Source organism: Bradyrhizobium sp. SEMIA (genome assembly GCF_014844175.1).
Lineage (GTDB): Bacteria > Pseudomonadota > Alphaproteobacteria > Rhizobiales > Xanthobacteraceae > Bradyrhizobium > Bradyrhizobium arachidis.
On the sequence record NZ_CP046601.1, the window covers coordinates 8,680,493 to 8,703,326 of the forward strand.

17 protein-coding genes, 1 tRNA gene and 2 pseudogenes are annotated in these 22,834 nt (G+C 63.6%); 13 read left to right on the forward strand and 7 right to left on the reverse strand.

Translation table 11 applies throughout. The features are described 5' to 3' along the window. Positions 1-111: 111 nt before the first annotated feature. Positions 112-1,089, reverse strand: coding sequence for an AraC family transcriptional regulator (locus FOM02_RS41550; protein ID WP_141263103.1), 978 nt, complete (start codon positions 1,087-1,089; stop codon positions 112-114). A gap of 155 nt (positions 1,090-1,244) precedes the next feature. After that, complete coding sequence (locus FOM02_RS41555; RefSeq protein WP_084334592.1) at positions 1,245-2,105, reverse strand: outer membrane protein; 861 nt, start codon at positions 2,103-2,105, stop codon at positions 1,245-1,247. A 138-nt stretch (positions 2,106-2,243) separates the two neighbouring features. Here FOM02_RS41555 and FOM02_RS41560 point away from each other — a divergent pair, with 138 nt between their 5' ends. Continuing rightward, a complete protein-coding gene (locus tag FOM02_RS41560) occupies positions 2,244-3,362 on the forward strand; it encodes an AraC family transcriptional regulator (protein WP_051378261.1) in 1,119 nt (372 codons plus the stop codon). Between the two features lie 155 nt (positions 3,363-3,517). Here the strand turns inward: FOM02_RS41560 and FOM02_RS41565 are convergent, their stop codons facing one another. Both FOM02_RS41565 and FOM02_RS41570 read right to left on the reverse strand, forming a co-directional pair. After that, a complete protein-coding gene (locus FOM02_RS41565; RefSeq protein WP_027561538.1) occupies positions 3,518-4,420 on the reverse strand; it encodes a hypothetical protein in 903 nt (300 codons plus the stop codon). A gap of 119 nt (positions 4,421-4,539) precedes the next feature. Continuing rightward, positions 4,540-5,322, reverse strand: a complete 783-nt coding sequence (locus FOM02_RS41570; RefSeq protein ID WP_027561539.1) for an alpha/beta fold hydrolase — start codon at positions 5,320-5,322, stop codon at positions 4,540-4,542. 181 nt (positions 5,323-5,503) lie between these two features. On the opposite strand from FOM02_RS41570, the gene FOM02_RS41575 reads away from it, so the two are divergent. The 3 genes from FOM02_RS41575 to FOM02_RS47415 all read left to right on the forward strand — a co-directional run bounded on the left by FOM02_RS41575 (position 5,504) and on the right by FOM02_RS47415 (position 12,204). Then, a complete protein-coding gene (locus FOM02_RS41575) occupies positions 5,504-6,058 on the forward strand; it encodes an isochorismatase family protein (protein WP_027561540.1) in 555 nt (184 codons plus the stop codon). 378 nt (positions 6,059-6,436) lie between these two features. Then, entirely contained in the window at positions 6,437-11,260 is a 4,824-nt protein-coding gene (locus FOM02_RS41580) for an NAD-glutamate dehydrogenase (RefSeq protein WP_027561541.1), read from the forward strand. A 560-nt stretch (positions 11,261-11,820) separates the two neighbouring features. Further along, positions 11,821-12,204, forward strand: a complete 384-nt coding sequence (locus FOM02_RS47415; protein WP_231164356.1) for a CbrC family protein — start codon at positions 11,821-11,823, stop codon at positions 12,202-12,204. Here the strand turns inward: FOM02_RS47415 and FOM02_RS41585 are convergent. The 3 genes from FOM02_RS41585 to FOM02_RS41595 all read right to left on the reverse strand — a co-directional run bounded on the left by FOM02_RS41585 (position 12,096) and on the right by FOM02_RS41595 (position 14,530). Further along, on the reverse strand, positions 12,096-12,470 hold the full coding sequence (locus FOM02_RS41585) for a hypothetical protein (protein WP_027561542.1): 375 nt from the start codon (positions 12,468-12,470) through the stop codon (positions 12,096-12,098). The genes FOM02_RS47415 and FOM02_RS41585 overlap by 109 nt on opposite strands. A 217-nt stretch (positions 12,471-12,687) precedes the next feature. After that, a tRNA-Arg gene (locus tag FOM02_RS41590) sits at positions 12,688-12,764 on the reverse strand. A 266-nt stretch (positions 12,765-13,030) separates the two neighbouring features. Continuing rightward, a complete protein-coding gene (locus FOM02_RS41595; RefSeq protein ID WP_027561543.1) occupies positions 13,031-14,530 on the reverse strand; it encodes a sensor histidine kinase in 1,500 nt (499 codons plus the stop codon). A 380-nt stretch (positions 14,531-14,910) separates the two neighbouring features. Here FOM02_RS41595 and rpmH point away from each other — a divergent pair, with 380 nt between their 5' ends. The 9 genes and pseudogenes from rpmH to dapD all read left to right on the forward strand — a co-directional run bounded on the left by rpmH (position 14,911) and on the right by dapD (position 22,810). Then, the gene (rpmH, locus tag FOM02_RS41600) at positions 14,911-15,045 is read left to right on the forward strand and encodes a 50S ribosomal protein L34 (protein ID WP_008542748.1); all 135 of its coding nucleotides are present in this window, start codon (positions 14,911-14,913) and stop codon (positions 15,043-15,045) included. A gap of 28 nt (positions 15,046-15,073) precedes the next feature. Beyond that, entirely contained in the window at positions 15,074-15,493 is a 420-nt protein-coding gene (gene rnpA / locus FOM02_RS41605; RefSeq protein WP_027561545.1) for a ribonuclease P protein component, read from the forward strand. Between the two features lie 81 nt (positions 15,494-15,574). Beyond that, a complete protein-coding gene (gene yidC / locus FOM02_RS41610) occupies positions 15,575-17,329 on the forward strand; it encodes a membrane protein insertase YidC (protein ID WP_265442266.1) in 1,755 nt (584 codons plus the stop codon). Between the two features lie 104 nt (positions 17,330-17,433). Further along, positions 17,434-18,086 (forward strand): annotated as a pseudogene (yihA, locus tag FOM02_RS41615) (ribosome biogenesis GTP-binding protein YihA/YsxC). Next, on the forward strand, positions 18,086-18,451 hold the full coding sequence (locus tag FOM02_RS41620; RefSeq protein WP_027561548.1) for a DUF423 domain-containing protein: 366 nt from the start codon (positions 18,086-18,088) through the stop codon (positions 18,449-18,451). The pseudogene yihA and the gene FOM02_RS41620 overlap by 1 nt, the downstream one beginning before the upstream one ends. Positions 18,452-18,662: 211 nt before the next feature. Further along, a complete protein-coding gene (gene argB, locus FOM02_RS41625) occupies positions 18,663-19,550 on the forward strand; it encodes an acetylglutamate kinase (RefSeq protein WP_027561549.1) in 888 nt (295 codons plus the stop codon). A gap of 155 nt (positions 19,551-19,705) precedes the next feature. After that, positions 19,706-20,691: pseudogene (locus FOM02_RS41630) on the forward strand (DUF1036 domain-containing protein). 346 nt (positions 20,692-21,037) lie between these two features. After that, on the forward strand, positions 21,038-21,730 hold the full coding sequence (locus FOM02_RS41635) for a pyrimidine 5'-nucleotidase (protein WP_027561551.1): 693 nt from the start codon (positions 21,038-21,040) through the stop codon (positions 21,728-21,730). A 234-nt stretch (positions 21,731-21,964) separates the two neighbouring features. Continuing rightward, the gene (gene dapD / locus FOM02_RS41640; protein WP_027561552.1) at positions 21,965-22,810 is read left to right on the forward strand and encodes a 2,3,4,5-tetrahydropyridine-2,6-dicarboxylate N-succinyltransferase; all 846 of its coding nucleotides are present in this window, start codon (positions 21,965-21,967) and stop codon (positions 22,808-22,810) included. The last annotated feature ends 24 nt before the right edge of the window (positions 22,811-22,834 follow it).

Sequence of the window (22,834 nt, forward strand, 5' to 3'; positions counted from 1 at the left end):
GATTGCGAACTTTGCGATGCGCTTTCGCGACCACCTGGCGCAGCGACATCGAAAAGCTGCCGAATGTGCTTCGGTTGCAACAGAGGCGTGACCTCGACACCGGCCGCCGGCCTACTCGTCCCGGTTCAACGCGACAGAGCGCAAGGCGCCTGGCGTCGTTCCGAACTCTCTCTGGAACAGGCGATGGAAGTGAGAGACGGTGGAGAAGCCGCATTCCAGGGCTATGTCGGTGACATTGAGACGCCGATAGCGCGGCGAGATGAGCATATCCCGCGCGCGGTTGAGCCGGCGGCGCGTCACTTCCTCGGTAAAAGATGTTCCCATCTCGGCCAGCAGGCGTTGCACATAGCGGGGGGTGATCCCGAGCCGGCGCCCGAGCACGGGCAGCGAGAAATCGGCCTCCGCGGCATGTTGCTCCAATGCACGATAGATCGCGGCCATGCGTCCGGCGCGCAAACCGTCATGCTCCTGGCTGGTGTGCGCGGCCGCTGGTTCGACGGCGGCGGCAATGAAGTCGGCAATGTGCCTTGACGCAAATCGAAGCGCCAATGGTCCCGCCGGCTCCTGCGGAGACAGCAGCACCGAGACATATGCGTTCATCAGCGCCATTGCCGTTGATCGGGCGGGCGCACGCAGCATGAAGCGATCGTTTAACTCCGGTAGAAGCGCGGCCACGTGCGCACGCGGCGCCTGGATCGCAAGCAGATTGCAGTTTGCGTGGTCGACCCTGATCCAGGACGGCGCACATTGTTCGATCAGGACCGGGTCGCCGGCATCGAGGTCAATGGCAACGCCCTTCTGCTCGATGCAAATCCGACGCGTGCCGGAATTGCAGAGCAGCACGACATTGTCGGTATTCTCGGCCGCGACCTCGCGCGCCGACCGCGCTATCGTCTTGACCGTTCCATAGATCGTACCAACAGACGTTTTGTCGATCACTGCGATCTTGAGCTGGCCCTGGAAGGGCCGGTTGGCCGCCGGGTCGGCGTTCAGCCGCACGTACCCCGACGACAGGGTCGAAATCCAAAGGTCCTTCCGTGACCTTTCCTCACCCGCCAAGGCAGAGGAGTCGAAAATGATCCTTTGCAAGGCTTACTCCTGGTCGTCTGGCTGACAATCCACGGCCAAGAGACACCCATATCCTCCATGACGATCAGACGTGCCGATCGTCGGCCGACGGCGGCTGCCCGGCTGGTGCGCCGAGGAGCATCTCTCGAGAAGGAAAAGCCTCTCTGGGCGCACCCTCAATATTTTGCGACCGCGGCATTGCCAAAACGATAGTTTATGCCGACGCGCACGATGTCGTCGGTGAGGCGACTGCTTGCTTGCAATGTGCCGACGAATGGCAGGATGGCGACCTGGGTGAGGCCGCTGCTAATCGAGCCAAAATCGAGGTGAAGGTACTCGATCTTGCCGGTCCATCCGCCGACAAGGGCGGATTCGAATCCGGCACCAGCCACCCATCCCAACTTGGCTTGACCGAAATTGCTGGTGACCGAGCCACCCGGGTTAGGCGTACACGGCGCCAGACAGACTTGCGGTGCGACAGTCAAGGTAGTGCTAGCGTCTATCTCCCCAAAAGCAAGTCCGCCCGTCACATAGAACAACGACCGGTCCGATGGCATAAACCCGATTCGTCCGCGCAAGGTGCCGAACCAGGGAAGCGATTGTGAATGGTTGATCGGCGCTTTGGTCACTGTCGGTGGCGGCGGCACGCAGGGCGCAAGACATTGATTCAGCGAGGTAAGCGAAACGATGGACTGTCCCTTACCCTGCTGGCCGGTAGCCTGGACGTCGGTCTCGACACCGAAGACCAGCCGATTGACCTGCAGATTGTATCCGGCCTGCAACCCGCCAAGCCCGCCGCTAATGCGTCCCGACGTGGAGTTCACGACGGCCGTGTCGAAACGGCTGCGCGGATCGAAGCTGGCGTCAACGCTTGAACGACCCCAGCCTCCGCCAGCATTTACACCGGCATAGAAGCCCGTCCAGTCGTAGACTGCCTCATACGCAGTCGCCTTGACTGGGAAATCCGCGGCGGAAGCCGCTTGCGTCAACACAAGACCAAGCGTAACTGCCCAAATAAGTCTTCCGGTGATAGTCATCGCCCCTCTGCCGATGCGCGCGTCTGAAAAAGGAGCTTTACTGGGGGCGGGGCACGCTGGCTTGGAATATGCGCTACACCGACTAGGACTGATCGCTACAATCTTCGCGATTGCAAATCACTGTGGTCGCCTTGCCACATGAGCCGGCGCGTTGATCCGATGGCATGGTCGCATCCGGCCGTGTTTGAAATCCAGGCGCTTCCGATTGCAAGCCACCATCAAAGGCCTTTGAACGCCGCGCAATTTCCTGCGACAAATGGGCGCCGGGATATCTCACTCTCAATGGAGCGATCGTTGGTTATTGGCGACGAATTGATTGCGTTGGAGCTTTCCAGCTCGGCGTTCGCCGAACGAGACAGGACCGAAGCTTTTCACGAGGTCTATGGCCGCGAAATTCTGAAGCTGGATATCGAACCTCTGCCCGAGACGACGCTCCAGGTCGATATGAACCTGCGCGCTTTGCCCGGAATGTCCGTAGCCATGGCGAGCGTTTCTCCGATCGTCTGTCGCCATACCACGTCGATGATCGACAACGATGATCCGGTGATAGTGCTTAATCTCGAGGGGACTGCGACCTACAGGCAGAACGGCCATGAGACACGTCTCGGTCCCGGCGATGCGATGCTCACCACCAATGGCCTACCGGGGACATCGATTAGTCACGGCGCGAACCGTGTGATCAACTGGCGCATCAGCCGCACGCTGATCGCGCCGCTGGTAAAGAATTTTGATCAAGCCGTGGGAAAACCTCTCGATAGGCACAATCCAGCACTTGCTTTCTTCCTGGATTACCTCGGCATAGTCAATGAGAGGCAGACGCTCGCTAAGCCGGAAATGCGGCGGGCCGTGGTGACCCATATGCTCGATCTAGGCGCCCTCTTGCTCGGCGCGACTCCCGATGCGGCTGAAATGGCCGACTTGCGCGGCGTTGCAGCGGCCCGCATGCGGAGCATAAAGGCGCATATCCGCGCCCAGGCAGGTACCCCTGATTTCAGCCTGGCTGCCGTCGCCGCGAAGCAGGGCATCTCGAAGTCCTACGTCCGCAGGCTCTTCGAGGTCGAAGGCACGAGTTTTACGGAATTCGTTCTGAATCATCGACTCGCCTTGACCTACAAGATGCTGACAGACCCCAACCTTGCAGGCCGATCAATCAGTGAGATCGCACATCAATCCGGCTTCAACGACATCTCGTACTTCAATCGCACCTTTCGCCGCGTCTACGGCGTGCCACCGTCGGAGATCCGCGTACGCAAGTGACCAACCGGACCTGTCGGTGTTGCCCGTCTCGTGACCGCCCCAGAAATCTGACGACTAACTTGGCGCTACGGCCGACCCGTATTGAACGGACGCAGTCCGACGCTCCATCCAGCTGAGCTGCGGGCCGCATGCGGCCGCAATGTCACGCGGCGCCGTTACAGTTTTCCATAGACTCGCGCGGCGACCGCCTTCAGGCGCTCGACCGAGCCGGATTCGGGATGCGGCTTGACCGGTGCGAACAGGATCGAAGCCTGCCTGCCGTTCTTCCAGACATAGATGTTGACGGCACTGCCGTTGCCCTTGGTGCAGGAATGCTCGCCGAACGCTTCACCGCCGAGCTCGGGTATCGCCACGTGCTTGCAGGGGCCCGCGCGTTTCATCATGCCGATCGCCGTGTCGCGCGAGGTCGCGATCACCGCGGCGGTCATGGTGTTGGCCTCGCGATCGAACATCATGCAGCTGCCCGCGCCGGTCCGCTGCACCGTCAGCGTGCTCTTGTCGAGAAAGCCATCGGCATCCGCGGCCGTGAGCCACTCGCAATCGCCGAACCGCTCGCTGCTCTTGCTCACATTGGCGATGGCAACGCGCGCTGTTTCGGTGAGCGGTCCGAGCAGCGCGTCGTCGGCACGGCGACCGGTCGGATAGACGCTGATCTGCAGGATGGTATCGCCGGACAAGGCGACGACCGAAGCCTCCTGGCGCTCTGCCCCGGCGGCGCTTGTCCCGCCCTGGCCTTCGTCGCCGATCCCCGCGACTGCGTTAAGCTGCATGCGCTCGCCGAGCGTCTTGACGAAGGTCGCGTACAATTCCCTAGCGCGGTCCTTGTCAGGATTGCGGAACACGGTCAGCATCATCGTGTCGCCGCGCCCGGCCTGGTAGATGCAGCCGCGGCCGTCCTGATTTGAAATCAGCGACCATTTGAGCGCCGGCATCGCGCCGGCGAGCTCCCGGGCGCTGATGAACGTGCAGGTCTCTGCCGCGCGCGCGGGAAGCACCGGAACGGCTGCGAATGCAAGGAACAGGACGAGGCAGGAGAACAGACGATCGATAAGAGGCATGGGAGTACTAACTACCGCAAATGGCGCGCCATGGTCGATGACGATGGGCACTACTCTTTCGCCGTGGCACCATGATGAATCTTGCGGGTTCGCGTACGGCTATCCCGCCGCGACGAAGCTTACCCGGGGCTTCGCACGTAGAGCGAGATGAACCGGTCGATCATCGGGTTGATCTGCTCCGGCACTTCCAGCGACAGGAAATGCCCGGAGCCGACGGCCTTGGCCGTGACCAGTTGCGGGCACAGCGCCGCAAAACGATCCAGATCCGCGAGCCTATGGGCCGCCTCGATGTAGAGCACCGGGACCCGGCACGCCTGGGCGCACTCACGCGCCCGATGCACATCCCAGGGGAACAGGCTTGTAAACGTGGACACCAGCACATGCTGCGGCGTCGCCAGAAAGGTCTGTTCGACATGGGCGCGGCATCTGTCGGTCGGCAGACAGGAGTCCGCCACGATCTTCCGCGCCTCGTCCGCAAAATTCGCGCCCTTCAAGCCCTCCAGATACCCGGCGAACACCGTCCCTGCCGAGGCAGGGAAGAGCACCCCTGAATCGAGCAGCACCAGGCCTGCAGGAAAGTCCGGATAGCGGGCGGCGATTTCGAGCGCCATGTTGCCACCCATGCTTTGACCCACGATGACCGGCTTGGTGATCTGCTGTCGGTTGCACAGAAAGACCAGATCTTCGGCGAAGCCTTCGATCGAATACGCCTGTTGCGGCTTGTCGCTCTCACCATGTCCCCGCAGCTCGGCATTCAACGCCCGACCTTGACGGGCGAAATATTCCATCTGCGGCGCGAAATGCGTGCGATCCCCGCCGAGGCCATGGACGAACAGGAATTGAAGCGGTCCCGCCCCGGCGATGTCGAAGGACAGCTGGATGCCGTCATGCGCGAGTTTCATGGGCCATCCCCGTATTCACCGACATGTCCAGGCGTCTCTGGCGAGTACCTAGTCTAAGTGACGCGCCACGGCTGATAAAGATGGGCACTACTCTTTCGCCGTGGCACTATGATGTCACCCCCCACGGGACCTCTACCGACGGCGGGCGCGGGGCGTCAGCTTGAAACTTTGAGAGGCGATAATGGACATGGTTGTTGTCGTCGATATGCAAGTTGGGTTGTTAGACGGAGCGCCCAAGCGCGATTTGTACGGGGTGATCGAGCGCATCAATATGGTCACGGAAATGGTCCGCGGGCGATCTGGCAGGGTCGTATGGATTCGGCACTGCGGCAAACGAGGGGATGGCTTCGAGCGAGGCGCCAAAGGCTGGGAATTCCTTCCGGAGTTGGTTCGCAAGCAAGACGACATTGTTATTGAGAAGACGCTGAACGATCCGTTCGTAGGAACTCCTCTCAAAGAGACCTTGGCTCAGCTCGCACCCGACCGCATACTTGTCGCAGGTTGGGCTACCGACTTCTGCGTCGATGCGACAGTCCGGTCCGCTATCTCGCTTGGTCATGATGTCGTTGTGGTCGCCGATGGTCATACTCTTAGCGACCGACCTCACCTCGGCGCCTCAGCAGTCATCGAGCATCATAACTGGGTGTGGAGCGGTCTTCTCACCAACCGGTCAATTCGTGTTGCAACCACGGATCAGTTGATCAGTGAAAGTCCGACACTTGAACCTCTGCGGTAGACGACCATTAGGACGGCTAGATAAGGGCGACGGTGTCGCACCGGGCCATCGGGGGCGTAAATGTTTGTCGGCACATTACTGCAGCGGCACCGCATGAAGTAGCCTCGTGCGGCTCGACCCGAGAAAGCATTTACACAATTGAAATTCCTCGTCATTTTGCAGGGCACCCAACGGCGCGATGGTCGTTGGCACCGGTTTTCCGCCCGCAAAGCGCGCCTCACAACTCCGCGCGCCATGACGGCCGCGGAGTGCTAATATCGTCGAGCCGCAAGACCGACGATTTCGCCAAGGCGATTGAAACGCGGTCAACAAGATGCGCTCGAAGAGGCGCACTCCAAGAACAACGCCCGACCGTAATTGCGGTTCGTCGGCTGGGACATGGAGGACGCTATGGCATGGCGCGACGACAAGGCCCGGGCAACCCTGATCCGCGAGGCAGCCGGAAGCGTGCAGCCGGGAAAGGCCCCCCCAAGCTTTGCGGAGCTTCTGTTCGCCTTCACCAATGTCGAGGATCTCGCCAGTCACGATGCCTCCTCGCTTGCCTTCCTGGCCGAGCAAGCCTGGGAGCATGTGCAGCGGCGTACGGCGGGGCGTGCCGATATCCGCGTCGTCAATCCGCTGATGCCGGACGGGCGCGAGATCTCCGTGCTCGAAATCCTCAACGACAACATGCCCTTCCTGTTCGATTCCACCATGGCGGAGCTCACCGAGCAGGGCATCGAAGTCACTCTCGTTGCTCACCCCATCATCGCGGTGGAGCGCGATGACCAGGGCAAGCTCCTGCGCTTCTACGGCGAGGCACTGCCGGAAGGGGCAAAGGGCGCGCGCGAGAGCCTGATTCACCTCCACATCACCCGCCTGGACGCCGACGCGGACCGCGAGAGGCTGATTGACGGCCTCACCAGGGCGTTGGGCGACGTGCGCGCCTGCGTCGCGGACTGGCGCGCCATGCGCGACCGCGTCGAGGACGCGGTCAAGACGTTCTCGTCCAATCCGCCGCCGCTGCCGATCGACGAGGTCGCCGAGGCCAACCAGTTCCTGCAATGGCTGTGCGCGGACAATTTCACCTTTCTCGGCGTGCGCGAATATCGCTTCTCGCCCGGCCGCGATGCGTCGGACGACATCGCGACCGCGGAGGGCCTCGGCATCCTCCGCGATCCCGACGTAAAGGTCCTGCGCCGCGGCAGCGAAATGGTGGTGATGACGTCGGAGATTCGCGAGTTCATGCGCGAGCCGACCCTGCTCATCGTCATCAAGGCCAATGTGAGCAGCCGCGTCCATCGCCGCATCCGGATGGATTATGTCGGCATCAAGCTCTATACGCCCGACGGCCGGCTCGAGGGTGAATTGCGCGTCGTCGGCCTGTTCACCTCGGGTGCCTATACGCGCTCGGCACGACAGATCCCCTATGTTCGCCACAAGGTATCGCGGGTGCTCCAGCGCGCCGGCTTCGACCCGAACAGCCATTCCGGCAAAGCTCTCCAGCATATTCTCGAGGAATATCCGCGCGACGAGCTGTTCCAGATCGACGTCGATACCCTCTTCGATTTCGTCATGGAGATCCTGATCCTCTATGAGCGCCCCCGCGTCCGGGCGCTGGCGCGGGTCGACAAGTTCGACCGCTTCGTTTCCATCCTCGTGTTCATTCCGCGCGACAAATACGACACCGACGTGCGCATGCGCGTCGGCGCCTTCCTGTCGCAGAGCTACAAGGGGACACTGTCGGCCTCCTACGTGTCCTTCCCCGAAGGAGCATTGGCGCGCGTCCACTACATCATCGGACGCTATGAAGGTAAGACTCCCGCCGTCGAGCGCGCTACGCTGGAAGCCGGGATCAGCGCCATTGCCGCGACCTGGGCCGACAAGCTGAAGGCCGCGCTGGCTGCGTCGACCGACGGCATGCGGGCGCGCATGCTCGCAAATCGCTACGCTCAAGCCTTCAGCGGCGGCTATACCGAGGCTTCCACGGCAGAACAGGCGATCGCCGATATCGCCACCGTCGAGAGGCTCACGCCAGCCCGCCCGGTGACGATTTCGGTTCACCGCTTCGAGGAGGACGATCCCAGGCGCTTCGGCCTGAAGGTGTTTTCGGATGCCGCGCCGCTGTCGCTGTCCTACCGCGTGCCGGTGATCGAAAATCACGGCCTGCGCGTGGTCAACGAACGCACCTATCAGATCGTGCCCGGCAACAGGCCCGAGCCGGTCTGGCTGCACGACATGACGATCGAGACCAGCGACGGCCAGCCGATCGAGATCAGCCGGGACTTCAGCCATCGCCTGGAGGCCTCGATCATGGCGGTGGTCACCGATCGCGCCGAATCCGACGGGTACAATGCCTTGATCCTGCGCACGGCCCTGGGCTGGCGGGAAGTCTCGACCATCCGGGCGCTGTCGCGTTATTTGCACCAGATCCGCGCACCCTTCACCCAGGACTATATGTGGGAGACCTTGCGCAAGAACGCCGCGATCACGGCCAACCTCGTCGCGCTGTTCCAGGCCCGCAGCGATCCGCGCCTCGTCCTGACCGATCGCGAGCGTTCGGCACGCGAGATAATTCTCCTTGCCGAGATCGAGGAGCAGCTCAAATCCGTCGCCTCGCTCGATGAAGACCGCATCCTGCGCCGTTTCACCAATCTGGTGCAGTCGACCATCCGCAGCAATTTGTGGCAGGTTGGCCCGGACGGACATCCGCGCCCGGTGATCTCCTTCAAGTTCGACGCGCGCAAGATCGAGGATCTGCCCCCTCCCCGACCGCTCTACGAGATCTTCGTCTACTCACCGCGTGTCGAAGGCATTCACCTGCGCTTCGGCAAGGTCGCGCGCGGCGGCCTGCGCTGGTCCGACCGGCCGCAGGATTTCCGCACCGAGATCCTCGGCCTCGTGAAAGCGCAGCAAGTCAAGAACGCCGTGATCGTGCCGGTCGGCGCCAAGGGCGGCTTCGTGCCCAAGCGCCTGCCGCCGCCCTCCGATCGCGAGGCGTGGCTCGCGGAGGGCACCGAGGCCTATCGCATCTTCGTGCGCTCGCTGCTCGAACTCACCGACAATCTCGACGGCGACATCGTGGTGCCGCCCGACTTGACCGTGCGGCATGACGGCGACGATCCCTATCTGGTCGTCGCCGCCGACAAGGGCACCGCCACCTTCTCCGACGTCGCCAACGCGATCTCGGCCGAGAAGGACCATTGGCTCGGCGATGCCTTCGCCTCCGGCGGCAGCCAGGGCTACGACCACAAGAAGATGGGGATCACGGCGCGCGGCGCCTGGGAGGCGGTCAAGCGCCACTTCCGCGAGCTCGGCACCGACATTCAGACCATGCCTTTCACCGTGGTCGGCGTCGGCGACATGTCGGGCGACGTCTTCGGCAACGGCATGCTGCTCTCGCCGGCGACGAGGCTCGTTGCGGCGTTCGATCACCGCGACATCTTCATCGATCCCTCCCCCGACCCGGCGATCAGCTTCACTGAGCGCAAGCGCCTGTTCGACCTGCCGCGATCGAGCTGGCAGGACTACGACAAATCTCTGATCTCGGAAGGAGGCGGCGTGTTCTCGCGCTCGCTCAAGGCGATTCCGCTCGCCCCGGAAGTGCGCACCCTGCTCGATCTCGACAAGGAGCAGGCAACGCCCTTCGAGGTGATGACGGCAATCCTGAAGGCGCGCGCGGACCTCTTGTGGTTCGGCGGCATCGGCACCTATGTCCGGGCCTCGGCGGAGAGCGACGATCAGGCCGGCGACCGCGCCAATGATCCGATCCGCATCAGCGGGACCGACGTTCGCGCCAGGGTGATCGGCGAAGGCGCCAATCTCGGCCTCACCCAGCGCGGGCGCATCGAAGCGGCGCAGAAGGGCGTCAAGCTCAACACCGATGCGATCGACAATTCGGCCGGCGTGAATACGTCCGACGTCGAGGTCAACATCAAGATCGCATTGGCGCGCCCCGAGCGCGAGGGACGCCTCAGCCCGGTTGACCGCAACACCCTGCTTGCCGCGATGACCGACGAAGTCGGTGCGCTGGTCCTGCGCAACAACTATCTGCAGACGCTGGCGCTCTCGCTCGCCGAACGCAAGGGCATGGCCGAGACCGGCTTCCTCACGCGCCTGATGCAGTCGCTCGAGCAGCGCAGCCTGCTCAGCCGCGCCGTCGAATTCCTGCCTGACGACGCCGCGATCGCCGAACGGACCAGGCGCGGGCAGTCCCTGACACGGCCCGAGCTCGCGGTGTTGCTCGCCTACGCCAAGCTGACGCTCTACAGTGACCTGCTCGAAACCGGCGTGCCTGACGATCCTTATCTCGCCCGCAGACTGTCCCTGTATTTTCCGCGCGAGGTTCTCGACAAATTCCCGGCCGCGGTCGAGCTCCATCGACTCCGACGCGAGATCATCGCGACCAGTCTCGTCAATGCCGTGATCAACCGCGGGGGCCCGGCCTGCATCGTACGCCTGACCGACGAGACCGACGCCGATATCTCGACCATCGTCATGGCCCAGGTGGCGGTGGATGCGATCTACGAGCTCAGGCGACTCAATGACGCGATCGACGCGCTCGACAATCGAATCGACGGGCAGTTGCAGCTCAGCCTCTACGCGGCGATCCAGGATCTCCTGCTCTCCCGCATGGTCTGGTATGTGCGCAATGTCGATTTTGGGGATGGCTTGGGCGCGGTCATTGCCCGGTTTGGCCCTGCGGTCCGCGAGATCGCGGCCTCGCTCGACACGGCCCTTCCAGCGGACATGCAGGCCGCACGCAGCAAGCGCCGGCAGGACCTGACCGATGCCGGCGTCCCGTCCGGCCTCGCCGGCGAACTGGCCGATCTCGATGCCCTGGTCCCGGCGCCTGACATCGTAACGGTGGCCGAGCGCACCAGCCGCAGCATCGGTGATGCCGCCGCGACGTTCTTTGCCGCCGAGGCCAATTTCCGTCTCGACCGCATCACCGCCGCTGCGCGCAACGTGCCGGCCAGCGATCATTTCGAACGCCTCGCCATCGACCGCGCCGTCGACCTGATCGCGGCTGCCGAAAGACGCCTGGCCGCAGATATGCTGACGATCGGCCAATCCGGTCAGCAGGCGGCGGAGACCTGGCTTGCAGCTCATCCCGAGGCGACGCGTATCCGTCGTGCCGTCGAGGAGATTGCCGCCGGCGGCCTGACGCTCGCCAAGCTGATGGTGGCGGCGAACCTGCTGGGGGACCTGGTCAAAGCCTGAGGGCGTGCGAGACAGCGATGAGCGACGTGCAATGCTAGCGCAAGACGGAGGAATCCGATGATGATCCACGCGACTTGCCATACCGCCGATAACATCCTCTGTCTCGAGTTCGATGCCACGCCCTGGTTCAGCGAGGCTGACGGTCCGAGCATTGTCGATCTGGCCCAACGCGGCTGGGCCAGCCCGGCGATTGCGGACTCCCTCGAACGCCGACGAGGATACGAGGGCCTGCATGAACTGGTCGAGTATGCGGCGAAACGCCTGCAACCCGACACCATCGAGGATCCAGCCTGGGAAACCTTCGAGTGTGTCGTCGACGGACCGGAGGCCATAGCCTGGCTCGAGAAACCGGCCAGACGTTGCGGCAAGAATTCCGATCCAAGGCCGCGGTCGGCCCTGAGCAATTCCCGCTTTTGCAGAGATGCTCGAAGGCTGATAGAGCCATCCCGGCAACGCTTTGGAGCTGACTTACCAAGTCATCCTAATCGGTCAGAGTTGCTTGCGATCAGGCCATTTTGGACTTTACGATCGCCAAGTCCGCTATTCTCACAGGGCAATCGGTGAGCAACCTTCCAAGCTTCAAGTATCACCCGGACCCTGTCGCGACCGGCAGCGTTCAGAAATCTGACGTCCAGTGCATATGTTGCGGGCAAGCACGAGGGTATGTCTACATTGGCCCGGTGTACGCAGCAGAAGAACTATGTGAAAGCCTATGTCCGTGGTGTGTCGCCGATGGATCGGCACATGGAAAACATGGTGCGAGCTTCACTGACGAGTCGGGGGCCGGTGCGCGACAGGCAGCGCACCTCCGTCGTTGCGGCAATCAAGCCTCATCTCATCGCTTGGCGTTCCGCATCTTGCTCGCGCCCCTGAGCGGGGTCGCCGGCGGGGAAGCCGGATTCGCCCAGCCTGACATCTGCAGACAGGTCAGCAGATCGACATAGCTTTGGATTCCATCTGCCGAAGCCTCGCCTTCGCAACTCTCACGCGCGGGCCCCGGAACAGTCAGCCAGGCCGAACCGAGCTGTTGCTGCGCCAGTGTCTCGTCACGCATGCATTCGCCGGCATCCTGCGCCAGGGCGAGCCCTGACGCTTTGTCGTCAGCGGAAACATCCCTGCAGAGGGCTTCCACGTTGAATATGGGCACTCGGTCTGAAATCGGGATCGCGGGCTGGCCAAGAAGCAATAGTGCCAACAGTGCTGCTTTCATGAGACCCTCCCTTAAATCGGGTTGGACGGGGCAGCTTGGGCGAGGCTAGGCTTGGTTTGTTTCCGGCTGGCTTCGCCCGTCCGGCAAAAGGTTTCGTCCTTGCCCGGCAGCGCTTTGTGAGCTTCCCGATGAATGCGGGTCGCGGCGATGCCGAGCCTGTCCGGCACACCCATTCGCACCAAGGGATGGGGAGATATCACCGCCAAAGGACGGAAAATGGCGCGCCCGGAACGATTCGAACGTCCGACCCTCAGATTCGTAGTCTGATGCTCTATCCAGCTGAGCTACGGGCGCGTTTTTCGCTGATGGTGCGGGCTTTAGCCCACACGCAGCCTCCGGACAGCGCCGGAGGGGTGCGAAAGAGCGCTCTGACTAACCGCTCTTGTCCCGATTGGCAAGGTCCGGGTTGGGGAGATTTTGCAGGGAGATGACGATCTCCACCCGGTCATTCCGGGGCTCGCGAAGCGAGAACCCGGAATCTCGCGCCCAAAACCTCTGGATTCCGGGTTCGGCGCTTTGCGCCGCCCCGGAATGACAGGTTCACTCGGCCTCTGGCCGACCTACGCCCTCTGCCGCTCGTTGCGAACGGAGAGGAGTTCCACGGGGCGGTCGGGGATGACGATCCGGAAGGTGGCGCCGATGGTGCCTTCGACGAGGTGAATGTCGCCGCCATGGGCGCGGACCAGCTCGGCGGCGATCGCCAGGCCGAGACCGCTGCCGCCGGGGCGGCCGGAGGTCTGGAACGCCTCGAACAGATGCTCGCGGGTCTTCTGAGGCACGCCGGGGCCGGTATCGGAGACCTCCAAAATCGCGACGGCGCCTTCGCGCTTTCCCGTGATCCGGATCTGCTGCGCGCCGCCATCGCCCGAGGAATGGCTTTCCAGCGCCTGGGCGGCGTTGCGGACGAGGTTGAGCAGCACGCGGAACAGCTGATCGGGATCGGCATCGATGGCGAGCCCGCGCTCGATCGCGGCGACCCAGGCGATCGAGGCGTCGCTGGCAAGCCCCGCCGTCTCGCGCACCTCGAGCACCACGGGCTCGATCAGGATCATGCGGCGGTCGGGCGCGGCCTCCTGGGCGCGGCCATAAGAAAGTGTCGACTGGCAGAAGGCGATGGCGCGCTCGAGCGAGCGCACCAGCTTCGGCGCAAAGCGCTGCACCCGCGGATCGGGCACGCTGGCGAGCTGGTCGGACAGCAGCTGCGCGGAGGCGAGCAGATTGCGCAGATCGTGATTGATCTTGGACACGGCGAGACCGAGCGCGGCGAGCCGGCTCTTCTGATTCAGCATCGACATCAGATCGCGCTGCATGTCCGACAATTCGCGTTCTGCGACGCCGATCTCGTCGCTGCGCTGGCTCGGCACGATGATGCGCGCCGAGCTCTCCGGGTTCTCGTGGAAGCCGACCAGGCTCGCGGTCAGCCGCCGCATCGGCCGCACGAACAGATAATGGAGCGCGAGATAGACGAGACCCGCGGTCAGGACGCCGATGATCAGCGCCACCACCACGACGTTGCGGGAGAAGCGGTACATCGACTGCCGCAGCGGCAATTCGTCGGTCACGATCTCGACGAATTGGGCATTGCCGACGCCGGGCCCGACGATGCGGATCGGCTGGTTGCCGGTCTCCAGCATCATCTGGAACGAGCCGGTGATCGCTTCCCACACGCTCATGTCGCGCAGGTCGACGTCATGCTCGATCGTGGTAGGCAAATTGTCGCTGGCGAGCAGACGGCGCTGCTGGCCCATCTTGATGGCAACGGCGCGGGCATTGATGCTCTTCAGGATCTCGCGCGAGAGCGAATCGGGGACCATGCCGAGCGGAGCCGCATCCAGCACCAGTGCTGCCGTGTTGGCCGCCGCGACGCGGTCGTTGAGGCGGTTGACCCAGAAGTTGGCGATGGCTGGCACGTAGAGCAGGATGGCCGCGATCATCACCAGGGGCACAGTGAGCAGCAGCAGCTTGCCCGACAGCCCAAGCCCGGCAGGCCCCCGCGGCCGCGTCGCCGCCGGGTCCCGCTGATCCGCATCCTGGATCGGCTGGAGGTCTGTCGCTGCCACGAAATTCGTCCTCGCTGCCTTGCCGAGTGAACAACTTGCTTGGTGAACGATCTGGCTGAGGAAGGATGCGGTCCGCCCCCCGCCCGGTCAAATTACAGATCGCTAATCTGCCAAGGTGGGATGTAATCACGGACGCGGCGAGTCGCTACCTCAAGGGTTAAAAACCCCGCACAAACAGCGATATTCACCGGAACAGCGCGCTCTTGCGGCGTTGACGAAAACAAGACGCTCCCTTATAAGCCGCGCAAATTGTCCGCGATGACCCGGTGTGACGCCGGGAGCGGCTCTCTTGGGGCCGAAAAAGGCCCGTTTTGGGCCGCATCTTCCGGACTTTACCATCAATTCTACAGGCAAATTGCCCGGTCAGCGGAGAAAAACCCGTGAAGCGGACTTATCAACCCAGCAAACTGGTGCGCAAGCGCCGTCACGGTTTCCGTGCCCGTCTCGCCACTGCCGGCGGCCGCAAGGTCCTCGCCGCCCGCCGCGCCCGCGGCCGCAAGCGTCTGAGCGCCTGAGCCGGACCCCCATTTTTGGGATTTCATCATGGATCGGCTGAGGCAGCGGGCGGATTTCCTCGCCGTTGCCAATGGCGCGCGGGCGAATAGTCCCGCGTTCGTCCTGCAAAGCCGCCGCCGCGACGATTCTGGCCCGATCCGGGTCGGCTTCACCGTCACCAAAAAGAACGGCAACGCCCCCGAGCGCAATCGCATCCGGCGCCGACTTCGCGAATTGGTGAAGCGGCTCGATCCGGTGTCGATGCAGCCCCATCATGATTATGTACTGGTCGGCCGAAGGGACGCGCTCTCGCGCGACTTCGCCACCATGCTCGACGATCTGCGCATAGCGTTCACGAAGCCCGCGCGGCATACGGCCAGGGGATCCGACAAGGGATCCGACAAGGGATCTGCGAAGCGGCGCGGCGAAAAGCCGGGCGCTGCCCCTGCCAGCCGCAAACCGGATTGATGACGAGACATTAGAGATGACCGACAATCGCAATACCATCCTCGCCGTCATTCTGTCGGGCCTCGTCCTGATTGCCTGGCAATATTTCTACAACGTCCCGCAGATGGAGAAGCAGCGCGCCCAGCAGCAGGTGCAGGCCGAGCTCCAGAAGAACACGCCGCAGCCGACCGCCTCGGCAACGCCGGGCGCGACACCGCAGGCCGCCAAACGCAAAATGGGACAAAAAAAACCTGTAATCGCGCCAAAAAGGCCGCCAGCAGCCCGCGCGTGAAGATCGACACGCCGCGGCTTTCCGGCAGCGTCTCGCTGAAGGGCGGCCGCATCGACGACCTCGCGCTGGTGCAATATCGCGAGACGGTCGACCCGAAATCGCCGCCGATCATCCTCTATTCGCCCTCGGGCACGGCCGAACCCTATTACGCCGAGTTCGGCTGGGTGGCCGCCACGGGCGTGACCGCGAAGATGCCGGATGCCCAGACCATCTGGCAGCAGGACGGCAGCGGCAGCCTGACGCCGACGACGCCGGTGGTGCTGAAATGGGACAATGGCGAGGGCCTCACCTTCCGCCGCACCATCTCGGTCGACGACCACTACCTCTTCACCATCAAGGACGAGGTGAGCAATGTCGGCAACGCGCCGGTTACGCTCTATCCGTTCGCGCTGATCTCGCGCCACGGCACGCCGCAGGTCTCGGGCTATTACATCCTGCATGAAGGCCTGATCGGCTATCTCGATGGCCTGCAGGAATATGCCTACAAAAAAATCGACGAAGCCAAGACGGTGAACTTCAAGGCCACCAATGGCTGGCTCGGCATCACCGACAAGTACTGGGCTTCGGCGCTGCTGCCGGACACCAATGCGCAGCTGCAGGCGCGCTTCTCGTCGAACCCGACCGGCAACGTCCACACCTACCAGACCGACTATCTGCTCGATCCCGTCACCGTCGCGATCGGCGGCACAGCCACCGCGAACGCGCGGCTGTTCGCTGGCGCCAAGGAAGCCGGCGTGGTCGGCGTGTTCCCGTTCGCCGGCCTCGGCGGCTACAACAAGGAGCTCGGCCTCAACCATTTCGATCTGTTGATCGATTGGGGCTGGTTCTACTTCATCACCAAGCCGATGTTCCTCGGCCTCGACTTCTTCTACCGCTTCTTCGGCAATTTCGGCATCTCGATCCTGCTCGTCACCGTGATCGTGAAGCTGTTGTTCTTCCCGCTGGCGAACAAGTCCTACGCCTCGATGGCGAAGATGAAGTCGATCCAGCCGCAGCTGCAGGCGCTGAAGGAGCGCTTTCCCGATGACAAGGTGAAGCAGCAGCAGGAGATGATGGAGATCTACCGCAAGGAGAAGATCAATCCGGTCGCCGGCTGTCTTCCCGTGGTGATCCAGATCCCGGTGTTCTTCTCGCTCTACAAGGTGCTGTTCGTCACCATCGAGATGCGGCACGCGCCGTTCTTCGGCTGGATCAAGGACCTCTCCGCGCCGGATCCGACCAACCTGTTCACGCTGTTCGGATTGATCCCGTTCGATCCGACCACGATTCCGGTGTTCGGCCATTACCTCGCGCTCGGCATCTGGCCGATCATCATGGGCATCACGATGTGGTTCCAGATGAAGCTGAACCCGACGCCGCCGGATCCGACGCAGCAGATCATCTTCAACTGGATGCCGCTGATCTTCACCTTCATGCTGGCCGGCTTCCCGGCGGGCCTCGTCATCTACTGGGCCTGGAACAATTTGCTCTCGGTGCTCCAGCAGAGCTTCATCATGCGCCGCAACGGCGTGAAGGTGGAGCTGTTCGACAATCTCAAGGCGACGTTCGCGCGGAAGGCGACGTAGCACCCGTCATTCCGGGGCGATGCGAAGCATCGAACCCGGAATCTCGAGATTCCGGGTCTGGTCCTTCGGACCATCCCGGAATGACAGCGAGCAAAGAGCTTCGCATGACCGACGCCAATGATGCGAAGCTGATCGAAGCGGGACGCAAGCTTTTCGCGCGCGACTGGCAGTTCATCTGGGCCTCGCCGTCGATTCAAACGCTGCCGCCGATGGCGGGGCTGGAGATCGCCTTTGCCGGGCGGTCCAATGTCGGCAAGTCCAGCCTGATCAACGCGCTGACCGGTCGCAATGCGCTGGCGCGCACCTCGCATACGCCGGGCCGCACCCAGGAGCTGATCTTTTTCGAGGTCCCCGGGAAAAGCGACCTACGCCTCGTCGACATGCCCGGCTACGGCTATGCCAAGCGCCGAAGAGCCAGGTCGCGTCCTGGACCGAGCTGATCCACACATTCCTGCTGGGCCGCGCCTCGCTCGCGCGCGTCTACGTGCTCATCGACGCGCGGCATGGCCTCAAGGACGTCGATCTCGAAGTCCTGAAGACGCTCGACCGCTCGGCGGTCAGCTACCAGATCGTGCTGACCAAGGCCGACCAAGTGAAGGCCTCCGAGCTGCAATCACGCATCGCCGAGACCGAGACTGCACTCGCCAAACATCCGGCCGCTTTCCCGAACGTGCTCGCGACCTCCTCGCGCAGCTCGACTGGCATGGCCGAGCTGCGCGCCGCGATGGCAAAGCTGCTGGAAGAGCGGGCGTCGTGATGGTGGCGCATCGCCTCTTGATCGGGCTTGCCGGTTTGATGGGCGCCGCCGCCGTTGCGCTGGCCGCCGCCTCCGCCCACGGCGCCGATGCCAGCCGCCTCGCCTCCGCCAGCGCCATGCTGCTGTTTCATGCGACTGCCATACTTGCGGTGACTGGGTTGCTCGCGCGCGGCCTTCTGCATGGCGGAATTGGGCTCATTGCCGCATTCGGCTTCGTGCTCGGCGCGGCGCTGTTCGCGGGCGACCTCACCTTGCGGCAATATGCCGGGCACTCGCTGTTTCCCATGGCGGCGCCGACGGGTGGAACGGTGATGATTTTGGGCTGGCTCGCCGTGACGCTCGCGGCGGTGGTGGCGAGGAAGTAGCGTTCTCTTCTCCCCTTGCTCGAGAAGGTGGCGCGAAGCGCCGGATGAGGGGTCTGTCTCTACAGGGGTGCTCGCGGAGAGAGACCCCTCACCCGCCTCGCTTCGCGAGGCACCCTCTCCCACAGGGGGAGAGGGGAAGAAGAGCGCTTTGCGCCGCGCCCGCCAATCGGATAGAACGCGCACCGACAGTCCCGCCAGCGAGATCCGCCCCATGACCGACATCTCCCCGCTCGACCAGGCCCGCATCCTGTCCGAAGCGCTGCCGCACATGCAGCAGTATGACGAGGAAACCATCGTCATCAAATATGGCGGCCATGCCATGGGCGACGAGGAGACCGCGAAGAACTTTGCCCGCGACATCGTGCTGCTGGAGCAGACCGCGATCAATCCGGTGGTGGTGCACGGCGGCGGGCCGCAGATCGCGACCATGCTGAAGCGCCTCGGCATCGTCTCGGAATTCGCCGCTGGCCTGCGCATCACCGATGCTGCGACCATCGAGATCGTCGAGATGGTGCTGGCCGGCTCCGTCAACAAGCAGATCGTCGGCTACATCAACGATGCCGGCGGCAGAGCCGTGGGCCTGTCCGGCAAGGACGGCAACATGGTGAAGGCGACGAAGACGACGCGCACCATCGTCGATCCGGACTCGCATATCGAGAAGGCGGTCGATCTCGGCTTCGTCGGCGATCCCGAGAAGGTCGACCTCACGCTGCTCAACCAGCTGATCGGCTATGAGCTGATCCCGGTGCTGGCGCCGCTCGCGACCTCCAAGGACGGCCAGACGCTCAACGTCAATGGCGACACCTTTGCCGGCGCCGTCGCAGGCGCGCTGAAGGCCAAGCGCCTATTGCTGCTCACCGACGTGCCCGGCGTGCTCGACAAGTCGAAGAAGCTGATTCCGCAGCTGTCGGTGAAAGACGCGCGAAAACTGATCGCCGACGGCACCATTTCCGGCGGCATGATCCCGAAGGTCGAGACCTGCATCTACGCGCTCGAGCAGGGCGTCGAGGGCGTCGTCATCATCGACGGCAAGATGCAGCACGCGGTGCTGCTCGAGCTCTTCACCAACCAGGGCACGGGCACGCTGATCCACAAGTGATGAGCTGGACGCCGCGACGAAAGAACGTCATGGCCGGGCTTGTCCCGGCCATCCACGCTCTTTCTCGCGGCGAAAACGTGGATGCCCGGGACAAGCCCGGGCATGACGAGCGGAGAGTTCAGCGCCCCCGCCGCTCCCCCCTCACCCGCGTCCTGATGACGCTCCCGGCGGCCGCCGTCTCGTTCTTCTTCTCCTCCGCGCCGGCCTTCGCCGACCTCAAGATCTGCAACCGCATGTCCTATGTCGTCGAGGCCGCGATCGGCATTGACGACAAGGCGGCGACGGCGACGCGCGGCTGGTTCAGGATCGATCCCGCCACCTGCCGCGTGGTGGTGCAGGGCACGCTGACCGCCGACCGTATTCTGCTCAACGCGCGCGCGCTCGGCATCTACGGCGCCTCCCCGATCCCGCAGAGCGGCAGCGACATGCTGTGCGTGGCGCAGGACAATTTCGTCATCGCCGCTGCGCGGCAGTGCCGCAGCGGCCAGACGCAGGTCCCCTTCACGCAAGTGACGCCGACGCGCGGCGACGACGGCAATGCCGTCGCCTACCTTGCCGAGGATTCCGAATATGACGACGAACAGGCGCGCCTTGCCGGCATCCAGCGCCTCCTAGTGATCATCGGCTATGACGTCGGCGCCATCGACGGCGTCGACGGGCCGAAGACGCAGGCAGCGCTCGCCGCATTCCTGAAGAGCCGCGGGCTGCCGTCCGACACCGTATCGTCGCCGAATTTGTTCAAGACCATGGTCGATGCGACGCAGACGCCGTCGTCGAGCGGCCTGACCTGGTGCAACGACACGCCGCACAAGGTGATGGCGGCAGTCGCCACCGACGACGGCAAGTCGGTGACGAGCCGCGGCTGGTATCGCATCGATCCCAAGACCTGCCTGCACCCGGATGTAACAGGCACGCCGAAGCAGATCTTCAGCTTCGCGGAAGCGATCGATGCCGACAACCGTGTCATCAAGCTGAAGGACAAGCCGCTGAACTGGGGCGGCGACAAGCAGCTCTGCACGCGCGAGACCAAGTTCGAGACCGTTGAGCAGACCGATTGCCCGCGCGCGGGTTTGCGACGACGGGGTTCGGCGCGGTGGATATGAGCAGCGGCGGCAAGACGCTGCGCTTTGCGATGCCGTGATGGTATTGCTGTGATTGAGGATCAGGGCACTGGGGCCGCAAACTCCGCCGTCGTCCCCGCGAACGCGGGGACCCATAACCCCAGGGAGCAGTGTGGCGCACGATGGTGGTTGCCAGTCTTCGCCAAACCACTCCCTGTGGTTATGGGTCCCGGATCTGCGCTCCGCTTCGCTGGAAATGACCTGGAGAGGACCGGTCCCGCTCGGCAATGGGGAGCCATCTTGCGCATTTCGCCAAACCACTCCCTGTGGTTATGGGTCCCGGATCTGCGCTCCGCTTCGCTGCGCTTGTCCGGGACGACGACAGAGAGTGGAGCAGCGCTTGTGCTCAGCAGATAGAGATTTGATATGACTTCCCCCCGCGCCTTCACCCACGTCGACACCTGGGTGTTCGACCTCGACAACACGCTCTATCCGCATCACGTCAATCTGTGGCAGCAGGTCGATGCACGCATCGGCGAGTTCGTGTGCAACTGGCTGAATGTCGGCCCGGAGGAAGCGCGCAGCATCCAGAAGGACTATTACCGGCGCTTCGGCACCACGATGCGCGGCATGATGACCCTGCACGGCGTGCGCGCCGACGACTATCTCGCCTATGTGCACAAGATCGACCACTCGCCGCTGGAGCCAAATCCGCAGCTTGGCGAAGCCATCGCAAAGCTGCCGGGACGAAAGCTGATCCTGACCAACGGCTCGGTCGACCATGTCGATGCCGTGCTGGCGCGCCTCGGCCTTGCCGGCCATTTCGACGGCGTGTTCGACATCATCGCGGCCGGCTTCGAGCCGAAACCGGCGCCGCAGACCTATCGGAAATTCCTCGACGACCATGCGGTCGATCCGACCCGGGCGGCGATGTTCGAGGACCTCGCCCGCAACCTCACCGTTCCCCACGCGCTCGGCATGACCACGGTGCTGGTGGTGCCTGACGGCACCAAGGAGGTGGTGCGCGAGGATTGGGAGCTGGAGGGCCGGGACGCCGCCCATGTCGATCACGTCACGGATGATTTGACAGGGTTTTTGGGGCGGTTGTCACCACGCTAACGCTGTCGTCCCGGGGCGCGAAGCGAGCCCGGGACCCATAACCACAGGGAGTGGTTGTGGCGCGAAACTGGCAACTCCGAATCTTCGCCAAACGACGGCCTGTGGCTATGGGTCCCGGGCTCGCGCTTCGCGCGCCCCGGGACGACAGCGGAGTATGCCTTGACTCTCCCCCGCCAAATCCCGAAAAAGCGCCCCAATCCCTCAAAAATTCCCTGATCCGAAGAGGAAAGCCCGATGTCCCTGTCCGCCCTCGAATCCACCATCAACAGCGCCTTCGACGCGCGTGACGGCATCTCGACCTCGACCAAGGGCGAGGTGCGCGAGGCCGTGGACCAGGCGCTGGAGACGCTGGACAAGGGCGAGGCCCGCGTCGCCGAGCGCGGCGCCGACGGCAAGTGGAAGGTCAATCAGTGGCTGAAGAAGGCGGTGCTGCTCTCCTTCCGCCTCAACGACATGGACGTGATTCCCGGCGGTCCGGGCAAGGCCAGCTGGTGGGACAAGGTGCCCTCGAAGTTCGAAGGCTGGGGCCCGAACCGGTTTCGCGATGCGGGCTTTCGCGCGGTGCCCGGCGCCGTCGTCCGTCGCTCGGCCTTCATCGCCAAGAACGTCGTGCTGATGCCGTCCTTCGTCAATCTCGGCGCTTACGTCGATGAGAGCACCATGGTCGACACCTGGGCCACCGTCGGCTCCTGCGCGCAGATCGGCAAGCGCGTGCACATCTCCGGCGGTGCCGGCATCGGCGGCGTGCTCGAGCCGCTGCAGGCCGAGCCCGTCATCATCGAGGACGACTGCTTCATCGGCGCGCGCAGCGAGGTCGCCGAGGGCGTGATCGTGCGCAAGGGCGCGGTGCTGGCGATGGGCGTGTTCCTGGGCGCCTCGACCAAGATCGTCGACCGCGAGACCGGCGAGGTCTTCATGGGCGAGGTGCCGGAGTATTCGGTGGTGGTGCCGGGCGCCCTGCCCGGCAAGCCGATGAAGAACGGTCAGATCGGCCCGAGCACCGCCTGCGCCGTGATCGTCAAGCGCGTCGACGAGCGCACGCGCTCCAAGACCAGCATCAACGAGCTGCTGCGGGATTAATCGGGCCACGCGCACCATTCTCTC